Origin of the sequence: Acinetobacter sp. YH12102, from assembly GCF_013419125.1 — a bacterium.
Classification (GTDB): Bacteria; Pseudomonadota; Gammaproteobacteria; order Pseudomonadales; family Moraxellaceae; genus Acinetobacter; species Acinetobacter pseudolwoffii.
The window spans coordinates 86,070-108,539 of sequence record NZ_VPAS01000001.1 but is presented as its reverse complement, the minus strand read 5'-3'; the positions used below and the strand labels follow the sequence as shown (position 1 = coordinate 108,539).

Annotated in this window: 18 protein-coding genes and 1 riboswitch; of the genes, 1 reads left to right on the top strand and 17 read right to left on the bottom strand. The window is 46.8% G+C overall.

The window, feature by feature from the left end; translation table 11 throughout:
• From recJ to FTU42_RS00485, 10 genes are all read right to left on the bottom strand, one after another.
• On the bottom strand, nt 1-1,701 hold the full coding sequence (recJ, locus tag FTU42_RS00530) for a single-stranded-DNA-specific exonuclease RecJ (protein ID WP_180082947.1): 1,701 nt from the start codon (nt 1,699-1,701) through the stop codon (nt 1-3).
• 14 nt (nt 1,702-1,715) lie between these two features.
• Nucleotides 1,716-2,372 (bottom strand): pyridoxamine 5'-phosphate oxidase, encoded by a 657-nt coding sequence (gene pdxH, locus FTU42_RS00525; protein ID WP_159138384.1) that lies wholly within the window; start codon nt 2,370-2,372, stop codon nt 1,716-1,718.
• A gap of 11 nt (nt 2,373-2,383) precedes the next feature.
• Entirely contained in the window at nt 2,384-3,715 is a 1,332-nt protein-coding gene (gene glmM / locus FTU42_RS00520; RefSeq protein ID WP_034608847.1) for a phosphoglucosamine mutase, read from the bottom strand.
• Nucleotides 3,716-3,837: 122 nt separating this feature from the next.
• On the bottom strand, nt 3,838-5,304 hold the full coding sequence (guaB, locus tag FTU42_RS00515) for an IMP dehydrogenase (RefSeq protein ID WP_005095051.1): 1,467 nt from the start codon (nt 5,302-5,304) through the stop codon (nt 3,838-3,840).
• Nucleotides 5,305-5,540: 236 nt separating this feature from the next.
• Entirely contained in the window at nt 5,541-5,906 is a 366-nt protein-coding gene (locus tag FTU42_RS00510; RefSeq protein WP_074383866.1) for a YkgJ family cysteine cluster protein, read from the bottom strand.
• Between the two features lie 96 nt (nt 5,907-6,002).
• A complete protein-coding gene (locus FTU42_RS00505) occupies nt 6,003-6,800 on the bottom strand; it encodes an MBL fold metallo-hydrolase (protein ID WP_074383865.1) in 798 nt (265 codons plus the stop codon).
• A gap of 184 nt (nt 6,801-6,984) precedes the next feature.
• Entirely contained in the window at nt 6,985-7,560 is a 576-nt protein-coding gene (locus tag FTU42_RS00500) for a TMEM165/GDT1 family protein (protein ID WP_005173234.1), read from the bottom strand.
• 88 nt (nt 7,561-7,648) lie between these two features.
• Nucleotides 7,649-7,776, bottom strand: a riboswitch (yybP-ykoY riboswitch).
• Between the two features lie 88 nt (nt 7,777-7,864).
• The gene (locus FTU42_RS00495; protein ID WP_159138385.1) at nt 7,865-9,877 is read right to left on the bottom strand and encodes a 2-oxo acid dehydrogenase subunit E2; all 2,013 of its coding nucleotides are present in this window, start codon (nt 9,875-9,877) and stop codon (nt 7,865-7,867) included.
• A gap of 2 nt (nt 9,878-9,879) precedes the next feature.
• Nucleotides 9,880-12,582 (bottom strand): pyruvate dehydrogenase (acetyl-transferring), homodimeric type, encoded by a 2,703-nt coding sequence (gene aceE, locus FTU42_RS00490; protein ID WP_180082898.1) that lies wholly within the window; start codon nt 12,580-12,582, stop codon nt 9,880-9,882.
• A gap of 328 nt (nt 12,583-12,910) precedes the next feature.
• Nucleotides 12,911-13,594: a M23 family metallopeptidase gene (locus FTU42_RS00485; protein ID WP_005173245.1), complete on the bottom strand. Its 684-nt coding sequence runs from the start codon at nt 13,592-13,594 to the stop codon at nt 12,911-12,913.
• 107 nt (nt 13,595-13,701) lie between these two features.
• On the opposite strand from FTU42_RS00485, the gene FTU42_RS00480 reads away from it, so the two are divergent.
• Nucleotides 13,702-14,142, top strand: a complete 441-nt coding sequence (locus FTU42_RS00480) for a DciA family protein (protein ID WP_005095034.1) — start codon at nt 13,702-13,704, stop codon at nt 14,140-14,142.
• Between the two features lie 99 nt (nt 14,143-14,241).
• On the opposite strand, the gene lpxC is transcribed toward FTU42_RS00480, so the two are convergent.
• The 7 genes from lpxC to murG all read right to left on the bottom strand — a co-directional run bounded on the left by lpxC (nt 14,242) and on the right by murG (nt 22,355).
• Nucleotides 14,242-15,144 carry a UDP-3-O-acyl-N-acetylglucosamine deacetylase gene (gene lpxC, locus FTU42_RS00475; protein ID WP_005095032.1) on the bottom strand — a complete coding sequence of 301 codons (903 nt, stop codon included), beginning with the start codon at nt 15,142-15,144 and terminating at the stop codon, nt 14,242-14,244.
• A 126-nt stretch (nt 15,145-15,270) separates the two neighbouring features.
• Nucleotides 15,271-16,461, bottom strand: coding sequence for a cell division protein FtsZ (gene ftsZ, locus FTU42_RS00470; RefSeq protein WP_180082897.1), 1,191 nt, complete (start codon nt 16,459-16,461; stop codon nt 15,271-15,273).
• A gap of 159 nt (nt 16,462-16,620) precedes the next feature.
• Nucleotides 16,621-17,883: a cell division protein FtsA gene (ftsA, locus tag FTU42_RS00465; protein WP_005095026.1), complete on the bottom strand. Its 1,263-nt coding sequence runs from the start codon at nt 17,881-17,883 to the stop codon at nt 16,621-16,623.
• Between the two features lie 69 nt (nt 17,884-17,952).
• The gene (locus FTU42_RS00460; RefSeq protein ID WP_074383860.1) at nt 17,953-18,807 is read right to left on the bottom strand and encodes a cell division protein FtsQ/DivIB; all 855 of its coding nucleotides are present in this window, start codon (nt 18,805-18,807) and stop codon (nt 17,953-17,955) included.
• A 2-nt stretch (nt 18,808-18,809) separates the two neighbouring features.
• The gene (locus FTU42_RS00455) at nt 18,810-19,739 is read right to left on the bottom strand and encodes a D-alanine--D-alanine ligase (protein ID WP_005173261.1); all 930 of its coding nucleotides are present in this window, start codon (nt 19,737-19,739) and stop codon (nt 18,810-18,812) included.
• Between the two features lie 57 nt (nt 19,740-19,796).
• A complete protein-coding gene (gene murC / locus FTU42_RS00450; RefSeq protein ID WP_180082896.1) occupies nt 19,797-21,245 on the bottom strand; it encodes a UDP-N-acetylmuramate--L-alanine ligase in 1,449 nt (482 codons plus the stop codon).
• A 12-nt stretch (nt 21,246-21,257) separates the two neighbouring features.
• Complete coding sequence (gene murG / locus FTU42_RS00445; protein ID WP_180082895.1) at nt 21,258-22,355, bottom strand: undecaprenyldiphospho-muramoylpentapeptide beta-N-acetylglucosaminyltransferase; 1,098 nt, start codon at nt 22,353-22,355, stop codon at nt 21,258-21,260.
• Nucleotides 22,356-22,470 lie beyond the last annotated feature (115 nt).

Below are 22,470 nucleotides of genomic sequence, written 5' to 3'. Positions count from 1 at the left end.
CTATTGTTCTAAATGGATAATCCGCATTTGCAGGCTGACATTACCATTAAAGACATTTTTATCCAGCTCATACACCAAGCGCGTATCTTTCATCGGATCAAATTCATATTTATCGGCTGCATTGAAGGCGATCGCATCAATCACCTGCCCATTTTCCAAAGCCACGCGTAATTTAAGATGTACATCTTTGAGCCAACGATAGTCCATAATCTTGAAGATCCCTTCAAAAATAGGTGGAGGGAATTTTTGCCCCCACGGACTTAAATGTTGCAGGATATCGACTGTTTCGATCTGGAAAGCCGAAGCGGATAGCTCCCCATCCGTCCATAAAGTCGCAGTGAATAAATCCGCGTCCATCGTAGCAATCAGTGCTTCAAAGACCTGCTTAAATTCAGAAAAATTTTCTTTTTTCAGGGTTAAACCCGCTGCTGCTGCATGCCCGCCAAAATGACTGACTAAATGTGGATATTGCTCCGCCACCTGTTCAATCGCATCACGGATATGAATCCCTTCAATCGAACGCGCCGAACCCTTGATATGTCTCCCATCTTCATCTACGGCAAAGACAATACTCGGACGATGAAACTGCTCTTTTAAACGCCCCGCCACAATACCAATGACACCTTGATGCCAATGCTGTTCAAACATGATTAATGCAGCCGGCAATTCAGTTTCGTCTAGCTGGATTTTCTCAAGTTCGTTTAAAGCGTCCTGCTTGATTTTAGCTTCGACCTGACGGCGTTCAACATTCAGTTGATTCAGCTGTTCAGCCAATGGATAGGCCGTGGCCAGATCAGGTGCCAATAGACACTCGATCCCGATGTCCATGGTTTCCATCCGTCCGGCTGCATTAATTCGCGGCCCTAAGACAAAACCGAGATCTTGCGCTTTTAGACCTGCCGGATCACGTTTTGCAATATCCAGTAGCGCACTGATCCCTGCGCGGCACTGCCCTTGCTGAATCCGTTTCAGGCCCGCATCGACCAGAATCCGGTTGTTATAGTCCAGACTGGCGACATCGGCATAAGTACCGAGTGCCACCAGATCAAGATAATGAATAATTTGAGTGGTCGATTTTCCAAGTTTTTTGCGATGGGTCGACAGATTGGCCAGCACATAAAACGCCACCCCGACCCCGGCCAAGGCTTTGCTGGGGAAATCACAACCCAGCTGATTCGGATTGACCACCGCTTCGGCTTCAGGTGTCGGCTTGGTGGTCAGGTGATGATCGGTAATAATCACCTGCATACCATGATCTTGCGCCTGTTTCACTCCTGCATGGCTGGAAATACCATTGTCCACGGTAATCAGCAGATCAGGCGTGAAATTGACGAAAGCCAGATCGGCAATGGCAGCAGTCAGACCATAGCCATACTTAAAACGGTCTGGTACCAGATACTCGACCTTGGCGCCCATATCACGTAGAGCCAGCACCATGAGTGCAGTACTGGTTGCACCATCGGCATCGTAATCGCCGACAATCACGATTTTCTGGCCACGATCAATTGCCTGATCGATCAACTGAATCGCATCCGTCAGGCCTTTCATGGTCGGTGCCAGCAGATGCTTGAGTTTAAGCTCAAGTTCCTGCTCGGACTCCACCCCGCGACGGGCCAGAATTTCAGCCACAAACGCTGGAACACCCTGAAAATTTTCAGGACGGGTCAGAAAGGGGCGCTGTTTGATGTCAAGTTTTGGCATGATTTTTGGCATAATCAAGGCATCAAGCGTTGCAATTGCCATGCACCGTCAATTATCTCATAGCTTAAACGATCATGCAGACGGTTCGGACGGCCCTGCCAGAATTCATAATAATCGGGTTCGAGACGATAACCGCCCCAAAACTCCGGTTTATCCAGCTGTTGCTGATTCGCCACCTGATTATGCAAATCCCAGAAACGCTGTTGCAGCTCTTCACGGCTGGCAATTACCCCACTTTGCGGGGTGCTGATATGCGCAGCAATCTGGCTGTCACGTGGGCGTTTATGATAGTAATCAGTCGACTCCTGTTCAGAAATCTTGATGACTTTACCACTCACCCGAATCTGACGTTCCTGATCCTGCCAATAGAACAATAATTCAGCATACGGATTTTCGGCCAGATCCAAACCTTTTTGGCTGTCATAATTGGTATAGAAGTCATAGCCGGCTTCAGTCGCCCCGCGCAGTAATACGGTACGCACATGCGGACGACCTTGAGCATCCGCCGTTGCCAATGACATGGCATAGGGTTCATGCAGCTTCGCTTCTAGTGCATGGTTAAACCATTGCAAGAACTGCATATGCGGATTCGGGTTGACCTGCTGTTCTTGCAGCTCGCCTTTCTGATAATTCAGGCGTAGCTCACTCAGATCTTTGATCAGATCACTCATTCTTTCTTCCTCTAAGCGGCATTGGCACGTACAGCATCAGCTAATGAATTTGCCAGTGCAGTCACTTCACTTAAATCTTCGCCTTCCACCATGACACGAATCACCGGTTCAGTACCTGATTTACGAATCAACAAGCGGCCACGCCCTTTAAGCTGCTGTTCGGCTTTTTCAAATTCAGCGGCCAAGGCCGGTACTGAATAAGGATCAAACATGGCATCTAAACGCACATTGACCAGGACATTTGGCAACAGTTGAAAATCAGCCACCAGCTCATGCAGGGCTTTCTTCTGTTCAACCATGACTGTCAGCACTTGCAAGGCGGCAATAATGGCATCGCCGGTGGTGCTCTTGTCCAAGGTCAGAATATGCCCAGAAGGCTCGCCACCAATCGTCCAGCCGTTTTCTTCCAGACCTTGCAACACATAACGGTCGCCGACTTTGGCACGTAATAATGGCACTTGAGCTTTTTCCAGTGCCAGTTCCAGTGCCATATTGCTCATTAAGGTACCGACGATACCTGCCGGCTTTTTCGAGCTTTGCGTGGCAAGAATATACAGAATATGGTCGCCATCAATCAGCTTTCCAGACTTATCCACCAGAACTACACGGTCGGCATCGCCATCAAAAGCAACACCTAAGTCGGCCTGATGCTGGATCACGGCTTGTTGCAAGCTTTCAGGATGAGTCGAACCACAGTCTTTATTGATATTTAACCCGGTCGGTTCATTATGAATGGCAATCACACGTGCGCCCAGCTCACGGAACACAGCAGGCCCGACGTTATAGGCGGCACCATTGGCACAATCCACCACAATGGTGAGTTCATTCAAGTCCAGATGATAGGGGAAAGTCGATTTACAGAATTCAATATAGCGACCATTGGCATCTTTGACCCGGATACTTTTACCCAGGCTCGCGGTATCTTCAATGATGAAATCTTGTTCGAGTTCCTGATTGATTTCTTCTTGCAAGGCATCCGGTAATTTCTTGCCTTCCGCCGAGAAAAACTTAATACCGTTATCGAAATACGGATTATGCGAAGCAGAAATTACAATTCCCAGGCTGGCATGCAAGGCGCGGGTCAAATGGGCAATCGCCGGTGTTGGCAGTGGGCCTAAAAGATGAACATAGACGCCAGCCGCATTTAAACCTGCCTGCAAGGCGGCTTCCAGGATATAGCCAGACAAACGGGTATCTTTACCCAAAACCACCAAGGGCTTGGCTTTTTTACTATGACGCTTTAAAACCTTACCGGCTGCAAACCCCAATTTCAGGGCAAACTCAGGGGTAATCGGCAATTCGCCAAACTTTCCACGAATACCGTCAGTACCAAAATAACTCATCTTTATCTCACTTCTTAGCGGATGATTGATCTCACCCATTTTTTCCCTGTGCCACACTTTACACCAAAATAAAAAAGCCGTCATTTGCATGACGGCTTTTAAAAACTTTAAATCACAGGAGATTAACCCACGCGATAGTTGGGTGCTTCTTTGGTAATGGTCACATCATGCACATGTGATTCCGACATACCGGCAGAAGTGATTTTCACAAACTTGGCATTTTGACGCAGGTCTTCAATCACGGCAGAACCGGTATAACCCATCGAAGAACGTAGGCCGCCCATCATCTGATGCACGATATTGCCCATTGGACCTTTGTACGGTACGCGACCTTCAATGCCTTCAGGAACCAGTTTCTCGGCACCGGCTTTAGAGTCCTGGAAGTAACGGTCAGCCGAACCGGTTGCACCCGCCATGGCACCCAACGAACCCATACCGCGGTAGGCTTTGTAGTAACGGCCTTGGAAGAATTCAACTTCGCCCGGTGCTTCTTCAGTACCGGCCATCAATGAACCAACCATAATGGTACTTGCACCCGCACCAATCGCTTTGGCCATATCGCCAGAGAAACGGATACCACCATCCGCGATCAACGGAATCTGATCTTTCAGCGCATTGGCCACAGAATCGATTGCAGAAATTTGCGGCATACCAATACCGGCCACAATACGTGTGGTACAGATTGAACCCGGACCAATCCCGACTTTAACCGCATCCGCACCTGCATCAAGTAAGGCCAATGCAGCATCGCCAGTTGCGATGTTACCGCCAATCACCTGAACTTGTGGATAGTTGGCTTTCACCCAACGTACCCGCTCGATCACACCCGCAGAATGACCATGTGCTGTATCGACAACAATCGCATCGACACCGGCTTCAACCAGCGCTTCAACACGGCTTGGAGTTTCTGCACCGGTACCGACTGCAGCACCGACACGTAGACGACCTAAATCATCTTTACAGCTGTTTGGATAAAGTTCAGCTTTACGGAAATCTGTCACCGTAATCAAGCCTTTCAGCTCTTGCTGATCATTCACCACCAATACTTTTTCAATACGGTGCTGCTGTAATAAGGCTTGGATATTTTCTTTCGATTCGCCTTCGCGAACTGTTACCAGACGATCCTGACCAGTCATGATGTTGCTGACTGGCTGCTCAAGATTGGTTTCAAAGCGTGTATCGCGACCTGTCACAATACCGACCACTTTGCCATCTTTCACCACTGGTACACCACTGATATTGTTGGCTTGAGTCAAAGCAATCAATTCACGTACTGTGGTTTCAGGAGTAACTGTAATCGGGTCTTTGACCATACCCGCTTCGAATTTTTTCACACGGCGCACTTCTGCAGCCTGAACAGCGATATCCATGTTCTTGTGCAAAATACCGATACCACCGTTTTGCGCCATTGCAATTGCCATACGGGACTCAGTCACCGTATCCATCGCTGCAGACACAAGAGGAATATTCAGGTTAATGCCACGGGTCAGGCGTGTCTTTAGAGAGACATCTTTTGGGAGAACAGTAGAATAGGCAGGGAGTAATAGGACATCATCGAAGGTTAACGCGTCTTGAACGATGGTCAACATAACAGTCTCACTGGTAATTTCCGTGCACTATTATAAACAAATATCGACTTAAATTTCATTGCAATTGCAAAATTATTTTTGCATTAAAATAGTTTTGAGGGCTGGATTTTTTCCAGTGAATCAATTTGAGAAATACGACATCAGAAAAGAACTGACCACAGTAGCCTGATGCTTGAACTCAATCCCGATACTTTAAAAAGCTAAAAAGCAGAGCCTAAACTCTGCTTTGGGTCGATTTAGCTGACGTATTCAAAACTGTCATCATTGTCAGCTTCATCATTTTCAATCTGAATAAAAGGCAACATATTATGTGCCAAACGGGCTTTATTGCATTGATCATCGGCGATCTGTACTTCTTTGCAGGATGAACTGCGCAGCTCATACATACCGCAACTGACCTGCTGGCCGATGGTGCCATCCAGTGCAATACAGCGTGGATTTTTTTGATTGGTTCCAGCCATACATGAATAAACTGCTGTTACAGGTTCCGTATAATGCTCAGGCATATGAATCCCTTCAGCCCAGTAAAACGAAACCCTGAAATAGGCGCAGCACGCCCCGCAGCTTAAACATGCATCTGGTGTTGGAACTTGAGATAACATTTCTTATAAGTTCTCATGATCAAAAAAAAGTTTTTTGGAGAAGAAATATAAAAAATGTTGTTTTTCTACACAAGAAAAATTTTATTTTTCTGTGAACTATTCAGGACAGGTAAAAACAGTTTCGTCCATCAGGTCGGTGCCACATTGCAGCGTTTCAATCCAGTCCAGAAACTGGGTGATCTGCTCTTTACCCATAAAAGGCGTGCCATGCTGCGGCACAATCATCTCGATATCCATGCCCCGCACCATGTTCACCCAAAGACGAATCACCTTGTTATTGCACATATAACGCTGATGAAAGCTTTTCATTTTTGGGATATGCGCCGCAAAGTTTTCCAATGGTTTGGCAGCATCATCGACCATCGATGCGCCCATATCTCCCGAAAACAGGATCTTGGCAATCGGATCATAAAACTGGAAATTGCCGACTGAATGCAGAAAATGCGCTGGTACCGCCACAATATTGGCATTACCCAGAGGAATGATCTGACCATGATCCGGGAGCTCGACCAGCCGATCTAGCCAGTTGCCTTTCATCCGGTCACTCATAAAAGCCGAGTTTAAATGTGGCAAGAAACGCGCCCAGAGCTTGGAAGCCACCACTTTGGCATCGGTATATACCAGCCAGCGTGGCATCGAAGTAATGATGTCAGGATCCTGATGCGAAGCCATGACATAATCCAGATTGGTCAACCGGGTGTATTTATTCAGTTCCATGGTTAGCGGAACATAGGTGAGATCACCACCCGGATCGAGTACCGCCGCCCGCTCGTTATCAATGATTAAAAACTGGTTTGCCTGAACGCCTTCACCTTTGACCAGACTGGTAAAACTGATGCATTTATGTGTCCCGTTATCAAACAGGACCTGCGATGTGGTGCGTTCAAAAACCATGTATATATTCCCCGATTTAAATTTAAAAGTGCTGTTTTATACCCATATAACATATAAGTATTTAGTTGAACTTACAATCAATAAAACTGGCCATATCACACTACTTATCAAAGTTTTAAGCTTATTTTAGGCATAAAAAATCCTGAGTTTTTAGCTCAGGATTCATGCAATTATTACTGTATTTTTAAAATAAATAATATTGAAGCAGAGTGGCGACACCAATCACCAGGAAAATGGCCGCGCCAATTTTATGAATCAGGCTGATCGGCAGCCTGTTCGCCAGTTTATCTCCTAGAAATACCGCAGGTGCATTGGCCAGCATCATCCCCAAAGTGGTACCGAGCATCACCCAGAATATACTATCGAAACGTGCTGCCAGCGCGACTGTGGCAATCTGGGTTTTATCGCCAATTTCTGCCAGAAAGAACAAAATGAAGGTCGCAGCAAATACCCCGAATTTTTGCCATTTATTGATACTGGCATTTTCATCTCCGAGTTCATCCGGAATCAGCATCCAGGCCGCCATCGCAATAAAACCAATCGACACAATCCACAGCAACACTTCCGGCCCAATCACCGTGGTGATCCATTGTCCCAATACCGCAGAAAGGCCATGGTTAATCAGCGTCGCCAATAAAATAGCAACTAAAATAGGAACGGGTTTGCGAAAACGTGCGGCAAGCAGCAAAGCCAGCAGTTGGGTTTTGTCACCCATTTCAGCCAGTGCCACAATTGCGGTCGACAGTAAGAATTCATACATGAGGTCTTTCTCTGGCTAGCATCCAATACCAATGACTCACCGCTCCTGCTAGCCAAAATCTGCAGAGTGGTAAATCAAAGGTCTTGCCAACAAAAGAAAGCTTCGAGAAGCTCATTTGGTTTTTTGCTATGATGACCATGTCCGGTTCAGGACAAATATGTTGACCATCACCCTTCTGCTTTGCGCAAAAGGCGGCTACTCCCCAATGAAGTGCGCCAAGTATAGAATCAAATCCATTATTTTTCAATGTGGCAAAAATAAACCCCGCCGAAGCAGGGTCTATGATTGAAATAATCTGATCAGATTAAATCAATAAAGTACGGATATCTTTGAGCAGCTGGGTCAGCTTGTTGGTGAAACGCGCAGCATCTGCACCATTAATCACACGGTGATCGTATGACAAAGACAACGGTAGCATCAAGCGTGGATCAAAGCCTTCACCATTCCAGACGGGTTGCATGGTGGCAGGTGAAATTCCCAGAATTGCCACTTGCGGCCAGTTCACCAGCGGCGTAAATGCAGTACCACCAATTGAGCCCAGGCTGGTAATGGTAAAGTTCGCCCCTTGCAGATCTTTTGGCGACAATTTCTTGTCACGCGCTTTTTGACCCAAGCTTCCCAGCTCAGTGGCAATCTGTTTAATCGACTTCTGATCGGGATGACGCAATACCGGAACCGTTAAACCATCTGGCGTTGCCACCGCGATCCCCATATGGATCTCGTTACGTAGCAGGACTGACTTGCCATCATCGGCCAAGTGACCAGCAAACTCGCGCTCTTCTTTTAACAAGTGCGCAACTGCTTTGATGATGAAGGCCATAATGGTCAGGCTCAGGCCTTCTTTCTTGAAGTTGCCTTTCAGCTCATTACGCCACGCTTCCAGTTCAGTAATATCGGCTGCATCAAACTGGGTCACTTGCGGAATGAAATTATTCAGCGACAACTGCGGAATAGACACTTGTTGCAAACGCGTCAAGGCTTTTTCTTCCACACCACCAAAAGCACTAAAGTCTGGCAATTTTGGTAGACCTGTGGCTTGAGCAGCAGCGGCTACAGGAGCCGCCTGTGGCGTAGTCAGGCGCGCTTTGACATAAGCCTTCAGATCTTCTTTCATCACCCGGGCATTGGAACCTGAAGCCTGAACTTCTGACAATACTACGCCCAGTTCACGTGCCAGTTTACGTACAGCAGGGCCGGCATAGACTTTCGAGTTGGCGACATTCTGCTCTTTCGTCAGCTTGTCGGCATTGTCAGAGGTCGCCACCGCTGGAGTAGAAGATGCCGCAGGTGCTGCTTTGGTGGTCTCTACTGGTGCAACAGCTGCTTTCGGTGCTTCCGCTTTAGCCGCAACAGGTGCAGCCTCTGCTTGCGCTTCAGCTTGAATTGTTATCAGTGCAATGCCTTCAGAGACATTTTGTCCCAGCTCAACATGAATCGCCTTGATCACCCCAGCAGTTGTGCTTGGCACTTCAACCGTGGCTTTGTCTGATTCCACCACAATGATGCTCTGGTCTTTTTCAACCGTATCACCGACAGAAACCAGAATTTCAGCCACAGCTGCTTTGTCTACACCCAGATCAGGCACCATCACTTCAACATCACCCGCAGGTGCTGCTGCAGCTTGAGCCACTGGCTCCGCTTTAGCATCTTGAACTGGCGCAGCTTCAGCTTTTGGCACTTCTGCTGCAACAGTCGGGATCGATCCTGAAGTTTTCACTTTTAGAATCACCACACCTTCTTTAATCGTGTCGCCTTCTTTAATGTCGATGGATTCCACCGTACCTGCAACCGTACTTGGCACTTCAACAGTCGCCTTGTCCGATTCCACCACCACGATGCTTTGATCCACCTCGATTTCATCACCGACAGAGACCAGAATTTCACCGACAGTGGCTTTCTCTACACCAATATCGGGGACTTGCACATCGACCACTTGTGAACTTGCTTGAGCCTCAGGCGCAGCAGAAACTTTTGGCTGATGTGATGCCAGTTCTTGCATGATTTCCTGATCAGGCAAAGACGTCGGCGTATTTTCTGAGGTTTTTTGTGAGGCATCTGCTTGCTGTGGCTCGACCACATCCGTACTGCCATCTTCAGCTTGCAGTTCAATCAGTACAGTGCCTTCAGCCACTTCATCACCCTGGCTGACCAGAATGCTTTTCACTACCCCTGCTGAAGTGCTGGGCACTTCAACAGAGGCTTTATCAGATTCAAGCAGCACGATGCTGTCATCAATCGCAATCGTATCACCGACTTTGACCAGAATTTCGGCCACGGTTGCCTGATCTACACCAATATCGGGAGTCGTAATTTGCATGCTTAGTTCTCCTCTTTGTAGTCAGCAACAGCATGTACAGATGGGGTGTCTTGCGGTGCCCAAGCCACCGGACGATCGGTATCCAGCTCAAACGTCGAGATCGCGTCTTTCACCAGGCGCGGATCAACTTCACCTTCATCTGCCAGTTTTTTCAGAGTTGCTACCACAATATGGGCAGCATCGACACCGAAGTAGCTACGTAAATTACCACGTGTATCTGAACGGCCATAACCATCGGTACCGAGTGCCACAAATGGGCGGCCATCTGGAAGATAGGCACGAATCTGTTCGCTATAGGCACGCATATGATCAGTTGCAGACACCACAATACCTTCGGTACCGCGTAGCTGTTTCGATATCCATGCTTCTTTCACATCCTCAGCCAGTGGATGCAGGCGGTTGTATTCTTCACATGCCATACCATCACGTGCCAGTTCATTGAAGCTGGTGACACTGTAGACATTTGAGTGAATTTGATATTCCTCACGCAGAATCTTCGCCGCCTTGATCACTTCACGCAGGATCACACCCGAGCCCAGTAACTGAACCGTGGCTTTTTCATCTTCTTCCAGTAAGTACATACCACGCTTGATGCCTTCTTCAACACCTTTTGGCATTTCCGGATGCTCGTAGTTTTCGTTCATCACGGTCAGGTAATAGAACACACGTTCCTGATTGACATACATACGTTGTAAACCGTCATGCACGATCACTGCCAGTTCATAACCAAAACATGGGTCATAAGAGACACAGTTTGGAATGGTATTGGCCAGAATATGGGAATGACCGTCCTGATGCTGCAAGCCTTCGCCGTTTAGTGTAGTACGACCTGCAGTTGCACCGAGCAAGAAACCTTGTGCCTGTGCATCACCGGCTGCCCATGCAATATCACCGATACGCTGGAAACCGAACATCGAGTAGTACATGTACATCGGGATCATTGGCAGGTTATTGGTTGAATAACTGGTGCCTAACGCGGCCCAGGCACTCATGGCGCCGGCTTCGTTAATTCCTTCTTGCAACATGTGTCCGTCTTTGGCTTCACGATAATGCATCAACTGTTCTTGGTCTTCAGGCGTATATTTCTGACCATGCGCAGCATAGATACCGAGCTGGCGGAACATGCCCTCCAAACCAAAAGTACGTGCTTCATCTGGCACAATCGGAACAACACGGTCTTTAATTGCTTTCTCTTTAAGAAGCGCAGAGATTAAACGTACCATCACCATTGTGGTCGACTGTTCTTTACCATTTGAACCCGCCAAGACCGAATCAAATACCGAAAGTTCAGGAATCGCCAGTTGCTCGCTTTCCTTCCGACGTGCCGGCAGATAACCACCCAATGCTTCACGACGTGCTTTCATGTATTTCAGCTCAGGCGAATTTTCGCTTGGACGATAGAATGGCACTTCTTCCAATTGCTCATCGGTAAATGGCAGGTTGAAGCGGTCACGCACGTATTTCAAAGAGTTGATTTGCATCTTCTTGATTTGGTGTGTTTTGTTGACTGCTTCGATTTCTTCTGACAAGCCATAACCTTTGACGGTTTTCGCCAGAATCACGGTCGGTTGACCTTTGGCAGTACAAGCTTCAGCATAGGCAGCAAAAACTTTGTACGGGTCGTGGCCACCGCGGTTCAGATTATCAATATCTTCATCGCTTAAATCCTTGACCAGCTCTTTGGCTTCTGGGTATTTACCGAAGAACTTTTCACGTGCATAGGCCCCACCTTTGACCTGGTAACGCTGGAAATCACCATCAACCGCTTCTTCCATCACCGCTTTGAGTGCGCCAGATTTATCTTTATCCAGTAATGGGTCCCAATGACGGCCCCACACCACTTTAATCACACGCCAGCCTGCGCCGCGGAATAGTGACTCAAGTTCCTGAATGATCTTGCCATTACCACGTACCGGACCATCCAGACGTTGCAAGTTACAGTTCACCACCCAGATCAGGTTGTCGAGTTTTTCACGACCTGCCAGCGAGATTGCACCGAGGCTTTCTGGCTCGTCCATCTCGCCATCGCCCAAATAAGCCCAGACCTTACGATCTTCTTCTTTGATCAGGCCACGGTTCATCAGGTACTTTTGAATATGCGCCTGATAAATCGACATGATTGGGCCCAAACCCATCGATACCGTTGGGAACTGCCAATAATCCGGCATCAAATAAGGATGCGGATAAGATGGCAAACCTTTGCCACCGACTTCACGACGGAAATTATTCAGATGATCTTCAGTCAAACGGCCTTCTAAAAACGAACGCGCGTAAATACCGGGGGCACAGTGACCTTGATAATAGATCATATCGCCGCCAAAGCTGTCACTGTTGGCACGGAAAAAATGGTTAAAACCGACATCATATAAAGTTGCGGAAGAGGCAAAGCTGGCCAAGTGACCACCGAGGTCATCACCGGTTTTATTTGCGCGCAATACCATTGCCAAGGCATTCCAGCGAACCAGCGCACGAATCCGGCGTTCCATATCCTGGTCGCCCGGCATTGCCGGTTGTTCTTCAACCGAAATCGTATTTAAGTAGGGAGTATTTAAACGCTGAATAGGAACATGCTTTGCAATTGCGCGTTGAAAAAGTTTTTCTAATAAAAATGCTGCACGCTCGGTACCCATGTGTTGCAAAACAGAGTCAAATGCATCTTGCCATTCTTGGGTTTCTTGCGCGTCTGTATCGCCATAAAACGCCATAATCTACAGTTCCTAAAAGCCTAATTTAATGTCTTATATGTACCATATTTGAGACCTCAGCAGGTATGGCTCTGGCTGAATGCGATTTGGCAGTACTATTTAGGAACTAAATGATTGGTGACGTTTAATTACACAACATAACAAAAAATAGTCAATATAGGAGATTTATTATACATTCATTATAATAGTTGGTGATAATATCAGACTTAAAAGCGATTATCTGAAGAACCCTTCAATGTGGGTTGAAGAGCCTTAGCTTAATCGCTTTGAAATGCTTATTGGAGAGATGCTTATGTATAAAGAGCCTAATAGAAATTCAGGTCTATACTTAAGGTAACATAGCCAAATAAGTAGATGGGTTTTTACGTTGACCGTCTTTTACTACTTCATAATGCAAGTGTGGACCGGTACAGCGGCCAGTACAGCCAACGTTGGCAATATGATCACCTGCCTGTACCTGCTCTCCCACACGTGCAATAAGACGTGAAGCATGAGCATAACGTGTTAAATAGCCATTGCCATGATTGATTTCAACATATTGACCATAACCCGTACCCCAACCTGATTTGGTTACAATACCTGGGCCTGTGGCATAAATTGGTGTACCACTTGGCGCTGCAAGATCAAGACCTGAGTGATTTTCAGCACGGCCACCCATGGTACGACCACCGTAATTTGAACTTACGCGAGAATTGGGTAAGGGATGAGCGATCAGCCAGGAATAAGCACTATTTGCAGCAGCTCGATTAGATGAGGTATTTGCATACTTCTGTGCCAGCGTGCGATTGTTAAGCTCAACTGGCTTTTCACGTAGCTGGACATTCAATTTGGTTTGCGCCGGAATATCGATATCATCTGGATGAGTATATGCACCCTGTGCCAGAGTACGCGTCAATTGCTCGATACGATCTGTTGAACCATTTTCTTGATTTAGATTGACTAAATCTGCAAAGGCTACCGAAGCAGCTGAAACTGATAAAGAAAATGCCAACAAAATACGTCGCATATGCATAAAAAACCTCTCTAAACTGCTTTAATCGAGTTCCTTGAAGATCTCTATCCTTGATATCCACTAAAAGAAGCGCATAAGATTAAGACATAAACATGTAGGAATTATGTATGTCGGAACCTGTCAACGTTTTTCAACAAACCAGAAAACAGATAAAAACAGGAAACTTTTCGTTTCTCTCATCACAAGTTGCTGCCTGGCAGAAACTTACGAAACTCGTACAACCGCTATTGCCCCAACCGGAACGCTGGCAAGTTGTGTGCTATCAAAATGGTGTGTTAACGATTACCGGTGAAAACCAGGCCATGATCAGTCAATTGGCCTATCTTCAAAAGCAATACATTTCACAACTCTCTCAAATAAATGAATTAACAGATCTTACAAAACTTCAAGTTTGTTTGCGGAATCCTTCACAAACGCAACCTGTTGCAGCAACACCTGAAAGAGCCTTAAATGCAGAAACACAGGAATTACTTCGTGGTGCAGCTGACTTTATAAGCGACCCTAAGCTTAGCCAAGCTTTGCTACGTTTGGCAAGCAATAAAAAGTAACATAGCAATCAAATGTAATAAATTAGAAAAGCAGTATTATGCGACACATGTCACACTATTGGCGCAATAACTAAAACATAAAGACACAAACACAATGACTTATGTCACATTCACATACATGATTGGACAATTGGCCTCGTCATCAAATGTTACAATTTCATAGCAGCTTGGATCACTTTTCACATTGCGCAACAGCTGATTATTCAAAGCATGTCCAGATTTATAACCATCAAATTTGGCAATAATCTGATGTCCAAGCAGATACAAATCCCCGACTGCATCCAAAATTTTATGGCGTACAAATTCATCAGAGAATCTTAGACCCTCTTCATTCACCACTCCGGTTTCATCCACACCAATGGCATTCTCCAAACTGGCTCCCAGTGCCAGATTATTGGCTTTGAGATAATCCAGATCTTTCATAAAACCAAAGGTACGTGCTTCACTAACCTCATAAACAAAAGTTTCAGTCGAGAAATCGATACTGGCGGACTGATGTTCTTTTTTAAAAGCAGGATGATCAAAATCAATGGTGAAATTCAGCTGGAAGCCATGGTGCGGACTAAAAATGGCACGCTTATCATCAATCAGTGCTTCAACCGGTTTAATAATCTTGACGAATTTTTTCGCAGCATCCAGTTCTTGCAGACCACCTTGCATGAGCAAATAGATAAACGGGCCTGCACTGCCATCCATAATCGGCACTTCCGAGGCAGAGACTTCGATAATCAGGTTATCAATTCCTAAACCGGCAATCGCACTCATGACATGTTCAATCGTACCGACTTTGGCATTTTCCTGAACCAGATTCGAGCACATGAAAGCTTCCTGAATCAGCATCGCATCGGCAGGAATGTCGACCGGCGGATTCAGGTCAATACGACGAAACACAATTCCCCCATCGGCATGGTGCGGCACAAAGTTAATCATGACTTTTTGCCCACTGTGAAGACCGATTCCGCTCGCTTTCACGATACGTTTCAGGGTACGTTGTTTCAACATGCTTCTTTCATCTGTTCATCAATAAAACCGCTATACGTTAGCATATTTGGCCATTGAGAAAAAACAAAAAGGTGGCTTAAAAGCCACCTTTCCTGTGTAATCATGGTAAACACATGATGTTACATGTTATTTACGCTGTTGATTCTTAAGATAATCCTGAATACTCATTGGCGTTGGACGCGGGCTTGAAACTGATGCTGCAGCATTCGCTGGCGTAGCGGTTTCATGCTGTTGGCGCTGAATCGCTGGTACATCATCATCTTCTACCATAGCCTGTGAGGCTGCTGCTGGGCGCGTTGCCTGTACATTGGTACGTTTGGTCGGTTCAACTGAATCCGCTGCATGACGGGTTAAACCCGTTGCAATCACGGTCACACTGATTTCATCACGTGCATCCGGATCAAATACCGTACCGTAGAACACTTGACCTTCATCCAAATCGACAATCTGGTTCACGACATCGGTGATTTCTTCAATTTCACCGAAAGTGACATCATCGCCACCCGTTACGTTAATCAGAATACCTTTGGCATTCATGATGGTTACGTTATCGAGTAATGGGCTACGGATAGCCTGTTCAGCAGCCTGACGGGCACGGTTTTCACCACGACCTAAACCAACACCCATCATGGCATAACCACGAGTACTCATCGCTGTTTTCAAATCGGCGAAGTCAAGGTTGATATGACCCGGACGTACCACAAGATCAAAAATACTGCGTACCGCATTCAGTAGCACATCATCCGCTTTTTTATAGGCATCTTTCATTGAAATATCACGGAAGACTTTCAATAAACGCTGATTTGGAATGATGATCAATGAGTCGACATGCTGCTCAAGCGCTTCAATGCCTTTTTCCGCAGATTGTAAACGGCGCTTGCCCTCAAAGTTGAATGGCGTCGTCACCACACCAACCGTCAGGATACCCATTTCTTTGGCAATTTCAGCAACCACTGGCGCAGCACCCGTTCCGGTACCACCGCCCATACCCGCAGTGACAAAGACCATATCGGTCCCTTCAAGCTGCTGGCGGATCAGTTCACGGCTTTCTTCTGCTGCAGTCTGACCCACTTGCGGATTGGCACCTGCACCCAGACCACGGGTACTTTGCTCACCCAGCTGAATTTTAAATTCGGCTTCCATGCGATCGAGTGCCTGCTTGTCCGTATTGGCACAAACAAACTTTACGCCCTGGATATCGGACTGCAACATGTGTTGTACAGCATTACCACCCGCACCGCCTACACCAAACACAGTGAAACGGGCTTGACCATTGCTATCGCTATGATCGTCTTCGAAAAATTCAAATGAGGCCATGACCTATAAAATTCCTAATTCATAATTGGCAGTCACTAAGCCCGTACACTGCCTTAATCTTAATAAAATTGTTTTTAAGAATGCTGCTCATGCGTTAACTTGTCAAGTACAAGCCCGATTAACTACATCTTCTCAACAATATTCACAATAAAAATCGACTTAAAAGATTGATTTCAAGGTGTCATTAAAGCCAGACCAAGCCCGCTTGACGCGCTGAGTTAACGATAATCGCTCTACATCATCCTGTTCTACAATCGTGTCTTGAGTATCACTCTGACTAAACATCAGCAAACCCGCGACCGTACTATATTGCGAACGGCGTAGCGCTGCCTGATGCTGTTCATCGGCATACACCTGCGTTGGTGGATTACCCAAATGAGCTGACACACCCAAGGTACGGCGTACAAAACTCACCATACCTTCAATATGACTGGCATCACCGGTCAGGACCACACCATGATACAAGCCCTGCATCGCGCCATTTTTCACCAGTTCATCACGCACCAATCCAAGAATTTCGTCATAACGCGCCATGATAATTTCGGTCAGCTCAATCCGGCTGATGGTTTGTGGCCCATCAATCCCCTGAAACTGAATCATATGGTCAGGCTTAACCACTTTCAGGTCTACGCAGCCATACAGCAGTTTCAGGCGTTCAGCTTCTTCGGTCGTGGTCTGCAACACCGCCGCAATATCACGGGTCACATGCTCGCCACCACGCTGGAAGGTATGGGTTAAGGCCAGACGACCATCCACATACACCGCCACATTGGTGGTGCCGGCACCGATATCGACCAGACAGACGCCATATTCTTTTTCATCTTTGAGCAGACTGGCCTCAGCAGTTGCCAGACTTGAGACCACCATTTTCTCCACACCAATATTGGCGCCCTTGAGGGCACGGTCAATATTTTGCATGGTGCTAATCGGCAGCATCATCAGATGATAATGACCAGTCATGCTATGTGCAGACATCCGAATCGGATTCAGCACCCACTCTGATGAGTCATCCAGCTCGAAGCCCAAAGGCACAGCACTGACCAGATAATGGTCTGAAGTCAAATGACTGGCTTTGGCCAACTCCAGTGCACGAACCACTTCGCTGGTGGTAATCGCATGTTCGCTATTGTCGATCGAGGTTCGACCTGAAGCATAAAAGCTTTTTAATTCGGCACTTGGAATAGAAACCCAAGCAGAATGCACCCGACACTCCGCCATATCTTCTGCTTCTTGGACGGCATTTTTAATTGCGGTAATAACTTTATCGAGACTGACAATTTTCCCTTTACTCATGCCTCGGTTACGAGCGGTAGCCATACCAATCACTTGGATATTGTCTGGCGCGTGTACCTTGCCAATCAAAACTGAAACTTTGTGTGTCCCAATGTCAATCGCCACAACCGAGGGAACAGCTTCACTCATTATTCACTACTACCATTACATGTTTGTTAGATTTATGGCTTGAATGCCTCTATTTTTTAAAGCCGATCATTATGGCTTTACTGTTACATTATTCTCAACGCCCGTGTCATCAATGGTTACAATAAAATGCCCATTTACAATTTTAGGCGGAATTGAATTTTTCCACTGTATCGACAATCCATTGCGATAACGCAGGTCGATGGCCGAAATTTTAGACCAGACCGGCTTTAAGTCGCTTTGAGACAGATGGCTCAAGCGCTGTAATTTGCTCATGGTCTGATCTTTATCAACAATTATTCTTAAACCCGAATCAAACTGCATAAACCAGGTCATTCGCTCGGTGAGATAGAGTTCTTTTAGACGAATGCCGTGTGGCAAAAATAACTGATTAATTTCATTATAACGACGCATCATGGTTTCTGCATGGCTCGCCGGCCCATGTAGCAACGGTAATGCCTCATAATTCTTGGGTGTGACTTCAGTGAAAATGACACCACTGTCACTCAATAAACGTCCTGTACCCCAACGTGCAATCGCATGATGCGGCATGATCCGTACCCGAATGCCATTTGGCCAGGCTCGGGAAACCACCACCCGATCCACCCAGGACAGCTCCAGGGTACGATCGCGGATCGCTTCCAGATCCGAAGTAAAATAGTTTTCGGTCACAACCGGTGACACATATTGCATGACCTGACGCTGTTCAGCAGCCGAGCGCGTACCTAACACGCCCAGCTCTGCCACTTCGGTATTGGTCATGACTTTATATAAGCCCAATATTCCAAAGGCCAGCACCAGCACCGCAATACACAACAATAACCAGCCACCAAAATTGGACAGCTTTTCTTTGCGTGTCGGCGGCTTGTCGTGAATTGAGGTAATCGCAGCACGTTTACGGCGCATGGAAACAGGAAGTTGAGCCATATTTAGTGTGCCGACCCGGTCAGGGTCTGTTCCAGAATCGCAACACACAGGTCATCAAAACTATAACCGACTGCAGCTGCCGCTTTTGGCACCAAAGAATGACTGGTCATGCCCGGTACGGTATTCACTTCCAGCAGCCAGAAGTTGCCCTGTTCATCCTGCATGGCATCAATCCGGCCCCAACCGCTGGCACCGACTGCCTGAAATGCACGCAGACTCAGGGCTTTTAACTGTTGCTCTTCAGCTTCGGTCAAACCACATGGAATGCCATATTGCACATCATTACGGTTATATTTGGCTTCATAATCATAGAAAGCAACATCTTGAGGTGGTTCAAGACGAATCACAGGCAGCGCCTGACCATTTAAAACCACAATGGTGAATTCACGGCCGGTTATCCATTGTTCTGCCATCACCACGGCATCATGTTCAGTTGCCTTGGCAATTGCTTCTGCAAAGTCTTCAATTTTTTCGACCTTGCTCATGCCGATACTGGAACCTTCATGTACCGGTTTGATAATCAAAGGCAGGCCTAAAGAATTGACGATATCAGCCGCATCGGAATCTTTGGTAACAATACGGTAAGGCGCTGTCGGCAATTCCGAACCCTGCCAGACCTGCTTGGTCTTGACCTTGTCCATGCCGATTGCAGAGCCTTGTACCCCTGTACCGGTATAGGGCACATTTAGCCATTCCAGTACACCCTGAATCTGACCGTCTTCACCACCACGACCATGCAATACAATGAAAGCACGGTCATAATTTACCAGTTCTGTGACACTACGTTGCTGCGGGTCAAAAGCTTCCGCATTGACCCCTGAACGCACTAATGCCTCAAGTACCGCCGTACCACTGTCTAGAGAAACCTCACGCTCTGCAGATTTACCACCAAGCAACACGGCAACTTTTCCGAATTTTGAAGCATTTGACACGTTTATATCCTTAAACTTTTTTCAATCTGGTCAATTCAATTCAGTCATGCAAGATGACTATTTTATATATAAGTGATTTTGCGCAAGTTCGACTGAGATTGCTCCAACATTACCTGCGCCCTGGGTTAATAACAAGTCATTTGCTTGCAATACTTTTCTCATGATCTGATTCAGATTACCGTCCACCGCATCGACCAGAATTGGCTCAACTTCGCCACGTAAACGAATGCTGCGGGCTAAAGTACGGCTGTCCGCCCCTACAATCGGTTTTTCGCCAGCAGGATAAACATCCAGCAACAATAACTGGTCTACAGTCGAAAGTACTTCCACAAAATCATCAAAGCAGTCACGGGTACGGCTATAACGGTGTGGCTGGAACATCATTACCAGACGACGGTCCGGATGACTCTGACGCGCAGCTTTAATCGTCGCTTCGACTTCTTTTGGATGATGACCATAGTCATCCACCAGTTTCACGTCACCGCCTTCAATCGCAAACTCACCCTGAACTTCAAAGCGGCGACCCACACCACTAAAACCTTCCAGTGCACGGCAGATTGAAGCATCAGACACGCCTTCATCAGTTGCTATACCAATCGCAGCCAAGGCATTCAGCACATTATGCAAACCTGGCTGGTTGACCGTTACACGCAATGGCTCACGCTCTTTACGCAATACGGTAAAGTGGGTTTGCATGCCATCCTGATCAACATCTACTGCGCGGATGTCATTGTCTTCATTGAAGCCATAAGTCAGTAATGGACGTGCAATCCGCGGCATGATTTCACGGATATTGGCATCATCACCACAGACTACGGCCAAGCCGTAAAATGGCAGTTTTTGCAGGAACTGGATAAAAGTATCTTTCAGGACATCGAAGCTACCGCCATAGGTATCCATATGATCGGCATCAATATTGGTCACCACGGCAGCCATTGGTTCCAGGTGCAGGAAAGAAGCATCTGACTCATCGGCTTCGGCCACAATATAACGGCTGGCGCCCAAGGCTGCATTCATACCGGTACGGTTCAGCAAACCACCGATCACATAGGTTGGATCCATGTTTTCTTCAGCCAGCATACAGGTGATCAGACTGGTGGTCGTGGTCTTGCCATGCGTGCCGGCAACGGCAATACCATGACGATAACGCATCAGTTCACCCAACATTTCCGCACGGCGAACCACAGGAATACGGTTTTCAATCGCGGTTTTAATTTCCGGATTTTCCTTATCAATCGCGGTAGAGACCACGATCACGTTGGCGCCCTTAATATTATTTGCAGTATGTCCGATATAGACTTTAATGCCATTCGCTTCCAGCTGTGCGGTGGTATTGGATGTCTTGATATCTGAACCGGAAACTTTATAGCCCTGGTTTTTCAGCACTTCCGCAATACCACACATGCCTGCGCCACCAATCCCCACAAAATGAATGTGTTTGATACGGCGCATTTCTGGCACTTTAATTAACTTTTTCGCTTGTTCAGCTGGGGTTGTTGGAGACATAGTTTACTCGGATTACAATTCTTGAATTAAACGGACCACATGTTGAGTCGCATCGGGTTGAGCCTGTCGGCGTGCTTTCACGGCCATTTCCATTAACAGTTGGCGATTCAGCATCGGCTCTAATAATGTTTTTAAACTTTCCGGGGTCATTGTGGCCTGCGGGCAAATCTTTGCCGCATTGATATTGGCCAGGAAACCGGCATTGGCCGTCTGATGATCATCCACTGCACTTGGAAGCGGCACAAAAATCGCAGCTACGCCGGCAGTGGCAATTTCAGTTACAGTCAAAGCTCCGGCACGGCAAATCACCAGATCGGCATCACTATAGGCTTTGGCCATATCTTCAATAAAAGGCTGGACTTCGACGTGCAGATTTGCCGGAGCATTGGCATAACGTGCACGCGTCGCCTCAGCATGGTTTTGACCACACTGATGATAGACATTTAAAGGCACATTGAACTGTTTTAAGGCTTCAGGCACCCGTTCATTTAAGGCCTGCGCCCCCAAAGATCCGCCCACGATTAAAATGCGTAAGGGTAATCCTGCTTTTTCACGCTCCTGATAACGCCAGGACGGATTTAAAATGTCACTAATTTCTTGGCGCACCGGATTGCCCGTGGTCACGATTTTATCCTGTGCGGGAAAGGTGTCCGGAAACGCCTGACACACCATCTTGGCAACACGCGACAATTGGCTATTGGTAAAACCGGCCACCGCATTCTGCTCATGAACCAGCACCGGAATGCCTAGAATACGCGCAGCCAAACCACCCGGCCCTGCCACATAACCACCAAAGCCGGCTACGGCATCGACTTTTAGCTGCTTCATGTATTTCATGGCACTAAAAGTCGCTTTCATGATTTTAAAAGGGGCCAAGGCCTTACGCACAAAACCATTACCACGCACACCCTGAATATCAATTTGATAAATAGGAATATTCTGATTTTTTAATAAACGATTTTCCATGCCTGCAGGCGTAGCCAGCCAAGACACTTCAATCCCTTGTTGTTGTAAATCTTTTGCCACGGCTAACGCTGGAAACACATGTCCACCCGTACCTGCGGCCATCATCATGACATGTTTAGGCTGTTTTTGCTGAGCGTCGGTCACGGTCTAATTCTTCAATTTAAAAAATGGAACAGGAAATCTGATTTAAGTGGTCAATTGTAATCACAATTGTAGGGCCTTGAAAGTTTATTTACTTTATTTCAACAAGGCATTAATT